Below are 12,240 nucleotides of genomic sequence, written 5' to 3'. Positions count from 1 at the left end.
GAGGTGTCTAGTCCCTCAACCTGGTGAGCGGTGCAACAAACGCTTAGGCCTTCAGCGGGACCAAGCGTGGAGCGATCATGTTTTCCGGGCGCAGGATGTCGTCGAGCATGGCGTCGTCGAGCAAGCCTTCTTCACGCACCAGTTCCAGCACGCCGCGCCCGCTTTCAAGAGCGATACGCGCAATGCGGGTGGCGTTTTCATAGCCGATGTACGGGTTCAGCGCGGTGACCAGGCCGATGGAATGCTCCACCAGTTCGCGGCAGCGTGCTTCGTTGGCGGTGATGCCGACGATGCAGTGCTCGCGCAGCATGTCCATGGCGCGTTGCAGCAGGCGGATCGAGTCGAAGATCTTGAAGGCGATCAGCGGCTCCATCACGTTCAACTGCAATTGTCCGCCTTCGGCTGCCATGGTCAGGGCCAGGTCGTTACCGATCACCTGGAATGCCACCTGGTTAACCGCTTCCGGAATCACCGGGTTGACCTTGCCGGGCATGATCGAGCTGCCTGGCTGGCGTGCCGGCAGGTTGATCTCGTTGATGCCGGTGCGTGGGCCGCTGGACAGCAGGCGCAAGTCGTTGCAGATCTTGGACAGCTTCACGGCGGTACGCTTGAGCATGCCGGAGAACAGTACAAAGGCGCCCATGTCGGAGGTGGCTTCGATCAAGTCGGCCGCCGGTACCAGCGGCTGGCCGCTGATGGTGGCCAGGCGTTGTACGGCCAGGGCCTGGTAACGTGGGTCGGCGTTGATGCCGGTGCCGATGGCGGTGCCGCCCAGGTTCACTTCGGTGAGCAGCTCCGGTGCCAGGGTCTTCAGGCGCGCCAGGTCTTCGCCCAGGGTAGTGGCGAAAGCGCGGAATTCCTGGCCGAGGGTCATCGGCACGGCGTCTTGTAACTGGGTGCGGCCCATTTTCAGCACATGGCTGAACTCGGCGCCTTTGGCGGCGAACGCCTGGATCAGGCTGTCGAGGCTGGCCAGCAGCGCGTCATGGCCCAACAGCAGACCCAGGCGGATCGCGGTCGGGTAGGCGTCGTTGGTCGACTGCGCCATGTTCACGTCGTTGTTGGGGTGCAGGTACTGGTATTCGCCCTTCTGGTGACCCATGGCCTCCAGCGCGATGTTGGCGATGACTTCGTTGGCATTCATGTTGGTTGAAGTGCCGGCGCCGCCTTGAATCATGTCCACCACGAACTCTTCGTGGAAATCGCCGCGGATCAGACGAGCACAGGCTTCGCTGATGGCAGCGTGCTTGGCTTCGCTGAGCTGGCCCAACTCGCGGTTGGCGTCAGCGGCCGCTTGCTTGACCATTGCCAGACCGACCACCAATTTCGGGTAATGCGAAATCGGAACGCCCGAGAGGCGGAAGTTATTCACCGCTCGCAGGGTCTGGATGCCGTAATACGCTTGAGCCGGTACTTCGAGTACGCCAAGCAGGTCTTTTTCGGTACGGAATGATGCAGCAGAGGACATGACGGAAATCATCTCAATATGGACCCGGAACTGGCCGGAACGCTGCGAATGCTAGGCTTGTAGAACTTTTTGGGCCAATGCTGTTAAACACTGGCCTATGCACAAACGGCATAATGTGGATGTGACCCGGTTATCTTGGCGGGCGTGTGTGCCAAAATGGTGCATTCCGTGGGAGGCAGTGATGAACCTTGAGAGCAAGTGGTTGGAAGACTTCAGCGCCCTGGCGGCGACGCGTAGTTTTTCCCAGGCGGCTGAGCGGCGCTTTGTCACCCAGCCGGCGTTCAGTCGGCGTATCCGCAGCCTGGAAGCCGCGTTGGGCCTGACGCTGGTCAACCGTTCGCGTACACCGGTGGAGTTGACGGCGGCGGGGCAGTTGTTCCTGGTTACGGCGCGCACAGTGGTCGAACAGCTCGGTGAAGTCCTGCGCCATTTGCATCACCTGGAAGGCGGGCAGGGCGAAGTCATGCAAGTGGCGGCCGCCCACTCCCTGGCCTTGGGGTTCTTCCCGCGCTGGATCGCGCAGTTGCGCAACGAGGGCTTGAATATCGCCACGCGGCTGGTGGCCACCAACGTCGGCGACGCCGTGCACGCCCTGCGCGAAGGCGGTTGCGACCTGATGCTGGCGTTCTACGACCCGGACGCGGCGATGCAAATGGACGCCGAGATTTTCCCGTCGCTCCATCTGGGCAACACCGAAATGCTCCCGGTGTGCGCCGCCGATGCCGAGGGCAAGCCGCTGTTCGACCTGGAGGGCGAGGGCAGCGTGCCGCTGCTGGCCTACAGCGCCGGCGCGTTCCTTGGCCGCTCGGTGAATTTGCTGCTGCGCCAGAGGGCTCTGCGCTTTACCACCATCTATGAAACCGCCATGGCTGACAGCCTCAAGAGCATGGCGCTCGAAGGCTTGGGGATCGCCTGGGTGCCGCAGTTGAGCGTACGTGCAGAGTTGGCACGTGGCGAACTGGTGGTGTGCGGCGGGCCGCAATGGCATGTGCCGCTGGAGATTCGCTTGTATCGCTGCGCGTTGGTGCGCAAGGCGAATGTGCGGTTGTTGTGGCGCAAGCTGGAAGGTGGGGCGGCGCAAAGCGCTTGAGCCCAGCGCAGAACACATGTGGGAGCTGGCTTGCCTGCGATAGCGGTGTGTCAGCCAACCTATTTGGCTCTGATCCACTGCTATCGCAGGCAAGCCAGCTCCCACAGGATTTTGTGGTGTATTCGCTGACTCTTAAGTCAATAAAACCGCCACTTTGCGCCGCTAGACAGATGGTCATCCCAGGGGCTGTTTATCTGGATTATTACGGTATACTGCGCGGCCTTCGGCCGGTCCAAACCGGCCTTAATTCGTACACCAAGCCACGCCGGTCTCCCGCGTGGCTTGTTGTTTTTTGACGCGCCTGCGGGCGCCCAGAGAGAAGAGGCACGACGATGAGTGCATTGGTTGGCGTGATCATGGGCTCCAAGTCCGATTGGTCCACCCTTAGCCACACCGCCGATATGCTGGAAAAACTCGGCATTCCGTACGAAGTGAAGGTGGTCTCCGCCCACCGCACCCCGGATTTGCTGTTCCAGTATGCCGATGAAGCAGAATCCCGTGGCATCGAGGTGATCATCGCCGGTGCCGGCGGCGCGGCGCACTTGCCTGGCATGTGTGCGGCCAAGACTCACCTGCCCGTGCTTGGCGTGCCGGTGCAGTCGTCGATGCTCTCGGGCGTGGATTCGCTGTTGTCCATTGTGCAGATGCCGGCTGGCATTCCGGTGGCAACCCTGGCGATCGGCAAGGCCGGTGCGATCAACGCAGCCTTGCTGTCCGCCAGCATCCTGGGCGCCAAGCACCCGCAGTTTCATGCGGTGCTGAAAAAATTCCGTGCTGAGCAGACAGACAGCGTGCTGGACAATCCAGACCCACGCATCGCCTGAGGTTGTTGACGATGAAAATCGGTGTAATCGGTGGCGGCCAACTGGGCCGCATGCTGGCTTTGGCGGGTACGCCGCTGGGGATGAACTTCGCTTTCCTGGACCCGGCGCCGGACGCCTGCGCTGCGGCCCTGGGTGAACACCTGCGCGCTGACTACAGCGACCCGGACCACCTGCGCCAACTGGCCGATGAAGTCGACCTGGTGACCTTCGAATTCGAAAGCGTCCCGGCCGAAACCGTGGCCTTCCTGTCGCAGTTCGTGCCGGTGTACCCGAGCGCCGAAGCCTTGCGCATCGCTCGCGATCGCTGGTTCGAAAAGAGCATGTTCAAGGACCTGGGCATTCCGACGCCGGCCTTCGCCGACATCCAGTCCCAGGCCGACCTGGACGCGGCGGTCGCCAGCATCGGCCTGCCGGCGGTGTTGAAAACCCGCACCCTGGGCTACGACGGCAAGGGCCAGAAAGTCCTGCGCACCGCGGCCGATGTGGTCGGCACTTTTGCCGAGCTGGGCAGCGTTGCCTGCCTGCTGGAAGGCTTCGTGCCGTTCACTGGCGAAGTCTCGCTGATTGCCGTACGCGCCCGTGATGGCGAAACCCGCTTTTACCCGTTGGTGCACAACACCCACGACAGCGGCATTCTCAAGCTCTCCGTGGCCAGCACCGACCACCCGTTGCAGGCCCTGGCCGAAGATTATTCCAGCCGCGTCCTCAAGCAACTGGATTATGTTGGCGTGATGGCGTTCGAGTTCTTTGAGGTCGACGGTGGCCTCAAGGCCAACGAAATCGCCCCGCGTGTGCACAACTCCGGGCACTGGACCACCGAAGGCGCCGAGTGCAGCCAGTTCGAAAACCACCTGCGGGCGGTGGCGGGCTTGCCGTTGGGCTCCACGGCCAAGGTCGGCGAGAGCGCCATGCTCAACTTCATCGGCTCTGTACCGCCGGTGGAGCGTGTGATGGCGATCGACGATTGTCACGTGCATCACTACGGCAAGGCCTTCAAGGCCGGGCGCAAGGTCGGCCACGCCAACCTGCGTTGCAAGGACCGTGCGACGCTGCAGGCGCAGATCCTCAAGGTTGAAGCACTGATCGCCGAACAATAAGCCTGGCTACGGCGGGAACCATTGGGGTTCTGCGTCTCTCTGATTGCAGGATGCCAAAGCCTGACTAGGCTTTGGCATGACTCATACCAATCAGAGGGAAATGCCATGGGTATCATCGGAACCATCTTTATCGGCTTGATCGTCGGCCTGCTGGCGCGCTTCCTCAAGCCTGGCGACGACAGCATGGGCTGGATCATGACCATCCTGCTGGGTATCGCCGGTTCCCTGGCCGCGACCTACGGCGGTCAGGCCCTGGGGATCTACCAGGCAGGCCAGGGCGCAGGTTTCATCGGCGCGCTGGTGGGTGCCATCGTGTTGCTGGTGATCTACGGCCTGATCAAAAAGAAGTAATCAGCCGACAAAGTCCTCTGCGCTGCGCAGGCGCAGAGGGCTAGAATGCTCGGCACTTGTATTTGCCGAGCCTCTCCATGCGCCGTCTTCTGTTAACGCTTCTTCTGCTGGGCTCTGGCCTGGCGCACGCTGGCGAACTGCCGGAAACCGACTGGCTCGACCTGATGCCGCTGTCGGATCAGAAAGCTCTCGAAGCCATGCCCGAGATCGACCACAACTCCCCCGAAGCTCAAGGCACGTTCACCGAAAAGGGTGGCTTGAAGCAGAGCAAGGGCCTGCCTGCGGTGATGTATTCCACCAAGACCGTAGCGGCCATGAACGGCAAGAATATCCGCATTGGCGGCTATCCGGTGCCGCTTGAAACGGACGCCAAGGGCCGCAGCACATTGTTCTTCCTCGTGCCTTACCCGGGCGCCTGCATACACGTGCCGCCACCGCCGCCTAATCAACTCGTGCTGGTGCGCTATCCCAAGGGGTTGAAGCTGGATGATATCTACACGCCGCTGTGGGTCACGGGCACGCTGAAGGTGGAGACGGTCAATAACGACTTGGCAGATGCCGCGTATGCGCTGGAGGCGGGGAAGGTGCGGGTGGTGAAGGAGTCTGATCTCTAAAGCTCAGAGCATAATCTGTGGGAGCTGGCTTGCCTGCGATAGCAACGCCTCGGTGTTCCTGATACACCCAGTTGCCTGCATCGCAGGCAAGCCGGCTCCCACATTTGATTGGGTTTACAAGGCCAGTGCCGTGATGCTCACGCCTAGAGTGTGGCTTTCGCCGGGCGCCAGGTTCACAACATCGTCCAGCACGTTGGCCGTCTCGATGCACAACATACTCTGCCAGCCGTCATCGGCCATATCGTCGAAAGCCTTGGCGCGTTCGGTCCAGGGGTTCCAGACCACGGTGGATTTCGAGCCTTCGCTGGTGAGCTGGATACGGCGCTGCCAATCGCTATCGACGATGGTCAACTGGGCCGGCGTATTCAGGTAAATGCGGTCTGTTTCGGCGCTGAAGTGCAGCAGCCCGGCTTGCTGTTTCTCGGTCCACCCGTCGGCGGTATCGATGTAGGCCACGCCATCCAGCCCCTCGACCTGCACTTTGCGCACATCGCTCACGGCGAAGTAGGTGTGCAATGCCTGGCTGAGGGTCACGGTGTCGGCGCCGCGGTTGTGGCTGGTCAGGCGGATGTGCAGTTGGTCATCCAACAGCAGGCTCAGCGTCAGGTCTACCTGATGGGGCCAGCCTGGAAAGCCGCCAGCCGGCACCGGCAATACCAAGTCCACTCGCAGCGTCTGGCCGTCGAGTTCGGTGGTGGCCAGTTCCCAGCGGGCGGTGCGCACAAAACCGTGGGCGCCGGCAGGCTGATCACTCTGGCGCATGGCTTTGACGCTTTGCGGGTTGCGGTCGAACACCCCGAACCACGGCCAGCACACCGGTACGCCGGTACGAATGCCTTTGCCCTGCTTGAACACTGCCTCAGGGTTCGGCCAGATCAGCGGCTGTTCGCCCTCGCGCTGGTAACTGAAGATATGCGCACCCTGTTGGGCCACCATCAGCTCGGCGCCGTTGTGGCGGATGCGCCAGCAGTCCAGCTCGTCGATTTTTACCGTCTCAACGTGGGGCGTAGGCATGACAAAGCTCTCTTAGTGGCAGGCAATGGGGCAATTGACCGTTAAAACCCGGCGAGGTTTAACGCGCCCGTGACGGTACCGAGCGCGTGCGGCCGCTGCCATCGATGGCGACGAACACGAATACGGCTTCGGTCACCTTGCGCCATTCGCTGGACAACGGATCGTCGCTCCACACTTCGACCATCATCTGGATCGAACTGCGGCCGATTTCCAGGGCCTGGGTATAGAAGGAAAGCTGCGCACCCACGGCCACCGGCACCAGAAACGCCATGCGATCAATGGCCACGGTGGCCACGCGCCCACCGGCGACCTTGCTGGCCATTGCCGTGCCGGCGAGGTCCATCTGCGCGACCAGCCAGCCGCCGAAGATATCGCCAAAACCGTTGGTTTCACGCGGGAGCGCGGTGATTTGCAGGGCGAGATCGCCTTGCGGGATAGGATCTTCTTGTTCGAGTTCGATCATGCCGAGGGTGCCTCTGACCCGTGACGCTTCATGGGTATTTCAAGTGGATAGCCGTCTTCTCAGAAAAACGTTTCAGCACCAACATACACCGCTCGATGCGTTTCTCGTAAGGCGAACTAAAGGGAAACTCTGCCAAACCGGCTGGACGGCACCCAACAACGTTTTGGCACAGCAGCCCCTCAAGACAGCGGGTCTGGCGCTTGCACCGGCGAGTATATCGAGACCCTGGCGCCACGACGACCTCCCGACGCTCATTTGGTCGGTAAATAGATGCTGTATCGGGGCTTTTGCGCGCAACTGTGCTCCTGGCGCTGTGCTTTTTCGGGCGATTTGCTATCTTGCCAAACCCGCCGCAAGTCACGGGCGTGCAGTCCTTTACGATGATTACTATAAGAGAAGCCTTGCCATGTCCTCCGTGCCCGCAAGCAGTGCGCAACCCTCGCGCCCGCTGACCCGCAACGACTACAAAACCCTGTCGCTGTCTGCCCTGGGTGGAGCGCTGGAGTTCTACGACTTCATCATCTTTGTGTTTTTCGCCACCGTGGTCGGGAAACTGTTCTTCCCTGTGGACATGCCCGAATGGCTGCGCATGATGCAGACCTTCGGCATCTTCGCCGCCGGCTACCTGGCGCGCCCCTTGGGCGGCATCATCATGGCGCACTTTGGTGACCTGCTGGGGCGCAAGAAGATGTTCACCCTGAGCATCTTCATGATGGCCGTACCCACCCTGATCATGGGGCTGCTGCCCACCTACGCGCAGATCGGCCTGTGGGCGCCGGTCCTGTTGCTACTGATGCGCATCATCCAGGGCGCGGCGATCGGCGGCGAAGTACCGGGCGCCTGGGTGTTCGTCTCCGAGCACGTCCCGCCGCGCCACATCGGCTACGCCTGCGGCACCCTGACCAGCGGCCTCACCGCCGGTATTCTGCTGGGCTCGTTGGTGGCTACCGCCATCAATAGCGCCTATACACCGGAACAGGTCTCTGATTACGCCTGGCGGATTCCTTTCCTGCTCGGCGGCGTATTCGGCCTGCTGTCGGTGTACCTGCGTCGTTGGCTGCATGAAACCCCGATCTTCGCCGAGATGCAGCAACGCAAGAGCCTGGCCGCTGAACTGCCGTTGCGCGCCGTGTTGCGCGATCACCGTGGCGCCATTGTGCTGTCGATGCTGCTGACCTGGCTATTGTCGGCCGGCGTGGTGGTAGTCATCCTGATGACCCCGACCGTGCTGCAAACCATCTACCACTTCAGCCCTACGGTTGCGCTGCAAGCCAATAGTCTGGCCATCGTGACCCTGAGCCTGGGTTGCATCGCCTCGGGTGCGCTGGCCGACCGTTTTGGCGCCGGTCGCGTGCTGGTCACAGGTTGCGCACTGCTGCTGGCGACTTCCTGGACGCTGTATCACAGCCTGATGGCCCACCCCGACTGGCTGTTCCCGTTGTATGCCTTGACGGGTCTGTTTGTCGGTACCATCGGCGTGGTGCCCTACGTGATGGTCAAAGCCTTCCCGCCGGTGGTGCGCTTCAGCGGTCTGTCGTTTTCCTACAACGTTGCTTATGCCGTGTTCGGCGGGTTGACGCCATTGGCGGTGTCGCTGCTGATGAAGGAGAGCCCGATGGGCCCGGCTTACTATGTGGCCGTCCTGTGTGTGATGGGGATGCTGGTGGGCGGGTATCTGTGGAAACGCGGCCGCTGAAGCCTGCACATTCAGATAGTGGCCTTTCATCTAATTGTCATATTTCAGACATAGAGTGTTCACACGGCCTGCCGATACTTGGCCCCGATCCAATTATCCCTATCTGCTAGGAGCAAGGCATGAAACTGAAACGTTTGATGGCGGCAATGACTTTTGTCGCTGCTGGCGTTGCGACCGCCAACGCGGTGGCCGCTGGTGTCGATCCGGCAATCCCGGCTTACGTCAAGACCACTGGTGTGTCGGGCAACCTGTCCAGCGTCGGCTCCGATACCTTGGCTAACCTGATGACCCTGTGGGCCGAGGGTTATAAAAAGGAATACCCGAACGTCAACATCCAGATTCAAGCTGCTGGCTCCGCTACTGCGCCACCTGCGCTGACTGAAGGCACCTCCAACCTGGGCCCGATGAGCCGCAAGATGAAGGACACCGAACTGGCGGCCTTCGAGCAGAAGTATGGCTACAAGCCAACCGCTATCCCGGTTGCCGTGGATGCCCTGGCGGTATTTGTGCACAAGGACAACCCGATCCAGCACCTGACCATGGAACAGGTCGATGCGATCTTCTCCTCGACGCGTCTGTGCGGCGCCAAAGCCGATGTGAAAACCTGGGGTGACCTGGGCGTGACCGGCGACCTGGCCAACAAGCCAGTGCAACTGTTCGGGCGTAACTCGGTATCCGGCACCTACGGCTACTTCAAGGAAGAAGCCCTGTGCAAAGGCGACTACAAGCCAAACGTGAACGAACAACCGGGCTCGGCTTCGGTCGTGCAGTCGATCAGCTCCTCGCTGAACGGCATCGGTTACTCGGGCATCGGCTACAAGACCGCCAGCGTGAAGACCGTGCCATTGGCCAAGAAAGGCAGCACTGACTACATCGAAGACTCCGAAGAAAACGCCCTGAACGGCAAGTATCCGCTGTCGCGTTTCCTCTACGTGTATGTCAACAAAGCCCCGAACAAGCCACTGGCGCCGCTGGAAGCTGAGTTCGTGAAACTGGTGCTGTCCAAGCAGGGCCAGGAAGTGGTGGTCAAAGACGGCTACATCCCGCTGCCAGCCAAAGTCGCCGCCAAGGCCCTGGCTGACCTGGGTCTGAAAGAAGGCAACTAAGCCTGCGATACCTGATGTAGACGCATGCTTTTCTGTGGGAGCGGGCTTGCCCGCGATGCTGGCGACGCGGTTTAGCGTTGAAATCGTGTTGATGGCATCGCGGGCAAGCCCGCTCCCACATAAGCAGTCTGCATCCCTAATTTTTATCCGCTGCCAGCCCTGCTTCGCGGCGGATTTGTTGCGTCACTGCACTGTCATCTTTCTGTCATACAGGATCGCTAGGGTGTGCGCATGAATGATCTGGCCAATTCCACCATGACGACGACTTCCCCTCCCAAGCGCATTGATTTCAATACGCCTGAGCTGCAACGCAAGCGCCGCATCCGCGCGCTCAAGGATCGCTTCACCCGTTGGTATGTGCTGGTCGGCGGCCTCGCCGTGCTGGCCGCCATTACCCTGATCTTCTTCTTCCTCGCCTATGTGGTTGCGCCATTGTTCCAGGGCGCCTCGTTGACCAAGGAAGACGCGTTGACGCCCGCTTGGATGCAGGACGCCGGCAAGCCGTTGATGATCTCCCTCGAAGAACAGAACCAGGTCGCCATGCGGGTTTCCGACAAGGGCCAGGCGCTGTTCTTTGCCGTGGACACCGGTGCCGAGCTCAAGCGTGTCGACCTGCCGATTCCGGCCGGTACCAGCGTTGCTTCCATTGGTGAAGATCAGCCGGGCAGCCCGCTGGTGATTCTCGGCTTGTCCAATGGCCAGTCTTTGGTGTTTCGCCACACCTATAAGGTGTCGTACCCGGACGGCAAGAAAACCATCACCCCAGCGATCGAGTACCCCTACGGCGAAACGCCGATCGTGCTGGATGACACCGGTCGTCCCTTGGAACACGTTGCGCTCAACGCCACCGATACCTCCCTGGTGGTGGCAGGTTCCGCCGGTTCGCACTTGAACGTGCTGACCCTGAGCCGTGAAGAAAACATGATGACCGGTGAGGTCACCAGCGAGCAGAAGCGCGTCGAGCTGCCGCAGATGACCGAGCCGGTGAAGGCGATCTTCATCGACCCACGCCAGCAGTGGTTGTATGTGATCAACGGTCGTGCCCTGGCCGACGTGTTCAGCCTGCGCGACAAGAGCCTCAACGGTCGCTACAAACTGTTGGAAGACGCCGACACGGAAATCACCGCCAGCACCCAGTTGGTCGGCGGTATCTCGCTGATCCTGGGTAACTCCAAAGGCGGCCTGGCCCAGTGGTTCATGGCCCGCGACCCCGATGGCGAACAGCGCCTGAAGCAGATCCGCACCTTCCAGATGGGCACCGCGCCCATCGTCGAAATCAGCGCTGAAGAGCGCCGCAAAGGCTTCACCGCCCTGGATGCTGCTGGCCAGTTCGGCGTGTTCCACAGCACTGCCCACCGCACCTTGCTGGTGGACCCGGTGGTCGACGGCCAGGGTCTGTTCGGCATGTCGCCACGGGCCAACCGTGTGATTGTCGAGGCGGGTGGCAAGCTGCAACCGTTGTTGCTCGACAACCCGCATCCGGAAGTGTCGTGGAGCGCGTTGTGGAGCAAGGTCTGGTACGAGAACTACGACGAGCCTAAATACGTCTGGCAATCCACGGCCGCCAACACTGACTTCGAACCCAAGATGAGCCTGGCCCCGCTGACCTTCGGTACCTTGAAGGCCGCGTTCTACGCCATGTTGCTGGCGGCGCCACTGGCGGTTGCTGCAGCGATCTACACCGCTTACTTCATGGCGCCGAGCCTGCGCCGCAAGGTCAAGCCGGTGATCGAGCTGATGGAAGCCATGCCGACGGTGATCCTCGGATTCTTCGCCGGCCTGTTCCTGGCGCCGTATGTGGAAGGGCACCTGCCGGGCATTTTCAGCCTGTTGATGCTGTTGCCGATTGGCATCCTGGTCGCCGGCTTTGTCTTCAGCCGCTTGCCTGAGTCGATCCGCCTGCGCGTTCCCGATGGTTGGGAAAGCGCGATCCTGATTCCTGTGATCCTGTTGGTGGGCTGGCTCTCGCTGTACATGAGCCCGTACCTGGAAACCTGGTTCTTCGGCGGTGACATGCGCATGTGGATCTCCCACGATCTGGGCATTACCTACGACCAGCGCAACGCGTTGGTGGTCGGCCTGGCCATGGGTTTTGCGGTGATCCCGAACATCTACTCCATCGCCGAAGACGCCGTGTTCAGCGTGCCACGCGGCCTGACTCTGGGTTCCCTGGCCCTGGGCGCCACGCCGTGGCAGACCATGACCCGCGTGGTCATCCTCACCGCCAGCCCGGGCATCTTCTCGGCGCTGATGATCGGCATGGGCCGCGCTGTGGGCGAGACCATGATCGTACTGATGGCTACCGGTAACACCCCGGTGATGGAGATGAACCTGTTCGAGGGCCTGCGCACCCTGGCGGCCAACGTTGCGGTGGAGATGCCCGAGTCGGAAGTGGGCGGCAGTCATTACCGCGTGCTGTTCCTCTCGGCGCTGGTGCTGCTGTTGTTCACCTTCATCATGAACACCCTCGCCGAGCTGATTCGTCAGCGTCTGCGCAAGAAATACTCGTCGCTTTAA

At 61.2% G+C, this 12,240-nt stretch carries 11 protein-coding genes; 8 read left to right on the top strand and 3 right to left on the bottom strand.

The features are described from left to right. Window positions 1-43: 43 nt before the first annotated feature. Window positions 44-1,468, bottom strand: a complete 1,425-nt coding sequence (gene aspA, locus JFT58_RS02430) for an aspartate ammonia-lyase (RefSeq protein WP_003195657.1) — start codon at window positions 1,466-1,468, stop codon at window positions 44-46. 181 nt (window positions 1,469-1,649) lie between these two features. Here aspA and JFT58_RS02425 point away from each other — a divergent pair, with 181 nt between their 5' ends. The 5 genes from JFT58_RS02425 (at window position 1,650) to JFT58_RS02405 (ending at window position 5,444) form a co-directional block, all read left to right on the top strand. After that, window positions 1,650-2,558, top strand: a complete 909-nt coding sequence (locus JFT58_RS02425; RefSeq protein WP_019818139.1) for a LysR substrate-binding domain-containing protein — start codon at window positions 1,650-1,652, stop codon at window positions 2,556-2,558. A gap of 332 nt (window positions 2,559-2,890) precedes the next feature. Further along, window positions 2,891-3,382, top strand: a complete 492-nt coding sequence (gene purE, locus JFT58_RS02420; RefSeq protein WP_003195648.1) for a 5-(carboxyamino)imidazole ribonucleotide mutase — start codon at window positions 2,891-2,893, stop codon at window positions 3,380-3,382. A gap of 11 nt (window positions 3,383-3,393) precedes the next feature. Next, the gene (locus JFT58_RS02415) at window positions 3,394-4,479 is read left to right on the top strand and encodes a 5-(carboxyamino)imidazole ribonucleotide synthase (RefSeq protein ID WP_054896064.1); all 1,086 of its coding nucleotides are present in this window, start codon (window positions 3,394-3,396) and stop codon (window positions 4,477-4,479) included. A gap of 105 nt (window positions 4,480-4,584) precedes the next feature. Then, window positions 4,585-4,830 (top strand): GlsB/YeaQ/YmgE family stress response membrane protein, encoded by a 246-nt coding sequence (locus JFT58_RS02410; RefSeq protein ID WP_005792540.1) that lies wholly within the window; start codon window positions 4,585-4,587, stop codon window positions 4,828-4,830. A gap of 77 nt (window positions 4,831-4,907) precedes the next feature. Next, entirely contained in the window at window positions 4,908-5,444 is a 537-nt protein-coding gene (locus tag JFT58_RS02405) for a DUF3299 domain-containing protein (protein WP_034129130.1), read from the top strand. A 114-nt stretch (window positions 5,445-5,558) separates the two neighbouring features. Here the strand turns inward: JFT58_RS02405 and JFT58_RS02400 are convergent, their stop codons facing one another. Together JFT58_RS02400 and JFT58_RS02395 are read right to left on the bottom strand one after the other, a co-directional pair. Next, window positions 5,559-6,458, bottom strand: coding sequence for a D-hexose-6-phosphate mutarotase (locus tag JFT58_RS02400; protein WP_054896062.1), 900 nt, complete (start codon window positions 6,456-6,458; stop codon window positions 5,559-5,561). Window positions 6,459-6,516: 58 nt separating this feature from the next. Continuing rightward, window positions 6,517-6,921: an acyl-CoA thioesterase gene (locus tag JFT58_RS02395; protein ID WP_003176975.1), complete on the bottom strand. Its 405-nt coding sequence runs from the start codon at window positions 6,919-6,921 to the stop codon at window positions 6,517-6,519. A 406-nt stretch (window positions 6,922-7,327) separates the two neighbouring features. Between JFT58_RS02395 and JFT58_RS02390 the strand changes: the two genes are divergently transcribed. The 3 genes from JFT58_RS02390 (at window position 7,328) to JFT58_RS02380 (ending at window position 12,240) form a co-directional block, all read left to right on the top strand. After that, entirely contained in the window at window positions 7,328-8,617 is a 1,290-nt protein-coding gene (locus JFT58_RS02390) for an MFS transporter (RefSeq protein WP_034129128.1), read from the top strand. A gap of 119 nt (window positions 8,618-8,736) precedes the next feature. Then, on the top strand, window positions 8,737-9,723 hold the full coding sequence (locus JFT58_RS02385) for a phosphate ABC transporter substrate-binding protein PstS (RefSeq protein WP_003195633.1): 987 nt from the start codon (window positions 8,737-8,739) through the stop codon (window positions 9,721-9,723). Between the two features lie 483 nt (window positions 9,724-10,206). Next, window positions 10,207-12,240: an ABC transporter permease subunit gene (locus JFT58_RS02380; protein WP_169918798.1), complete on the top strand. Its 2,034-nt coding sequence runs from the start codon at window positions 10,207-10,209 to the stop codon at window positions 12,238-12,240.

The organism is Pseudomonas sp. MF6767, assembly GCF_016405475.1.
In the GTDB taxonomy this organism is placed as follows: Bacteria; Pseudomonadota; Gammaproteobacteria; order Pseudomonadales; family Pseudomonadaceae; genus Aquipseudomonas; species Aquipseudomonas paracarnis.
This window is presented reverse-complemented; position numbering and strand designations above follow the sequence as displayed.

What these genes read in the sequence shown, in the direction of transcription:
- aspA (WP_003195657.1), bottom strand. Translation starts at nt 1,468, where the DNA reads ATGTCCTCTGCTGCATCATTCCGTACCGAAAAAGACCTGCTTGGCGTA.
- JFT58_RS02425 (WP_019818139.1), top strand. Translation starts at nt 1,650, where the DNA reads ATGAACCTTGAGAGCAAGTGGTTGGAAGACTTCAGCGCCCTGGCGGCG.
- purE (WP_003195648.1), top strand. Translation starts at nt 2,891, where the DNA reads ATGAGTGCATTGGTTGGCGTGATCATGGGCTCCAAGTCCGATTGGTCC.
- JFT58_RS02415 (WP_054896064.1), top strand. Translation starts at nt 3,394, where the DNA reads ATGAAAATCGGTGTAATCGGTGGCGGCCAACTGGGCCGCATGCTGGCT.
- JFT58_RS02410 (WP_005792540.1), top strand. Translation starts at nt 4,585, where the DNA reads ATGGGTATCATCGGAACCATCTTTATCGGCTTGATCGTCGGCCTGCTG.
- JFT58_RS02405 (WP_034129130.1), top strand. Translation starts at nt 4,908, where the DNA reads ATGCGCCGTCTTCTGTTAACGCTTCTTCTGCTGGGCTCTGGCCTGGCG.
- JFT58_RS02400 (WP_054896062.1), bottom strand. Translation starts at nt 6,458, where the DNA reads ATGCCTACGCCCCACGTTGAGACGGTAAAAATCGACGAGCTGGACTGC.
- JFT58_RS02395 (WP_003176975.1), bottom strand. Translation starts at nt 6,921, where the DNA reads ATGATCGAACTCGAACAAGAAGATCCTATCCCGCAAGGCGATCTCGCC.
- JFT58_RS02390 (WP_034129128.1), top strand. Translation starts at nt 7,328, where the DNA reads ATGTCCTCCGTGCCCGCAAGCAGTGCGCAACCCTCGCGCCCGCTGACC.
- JFT58_RS02385 (WP_003195633.1), top strand. Translation starts at nt 8,737, where the DNA reads ATGAAACTGAAACGTTTGATGGCGGCAATGACTTTTGTCGCTGCTGGC.
- JFT58_RS02380 (WP_169918798.1), top strand. Translation starts at nt 10,207, where the DNA reads ATGCAGGACGCCGGCAAGCCGTTGATGATCTCCCTCGAAGAACAGAAC.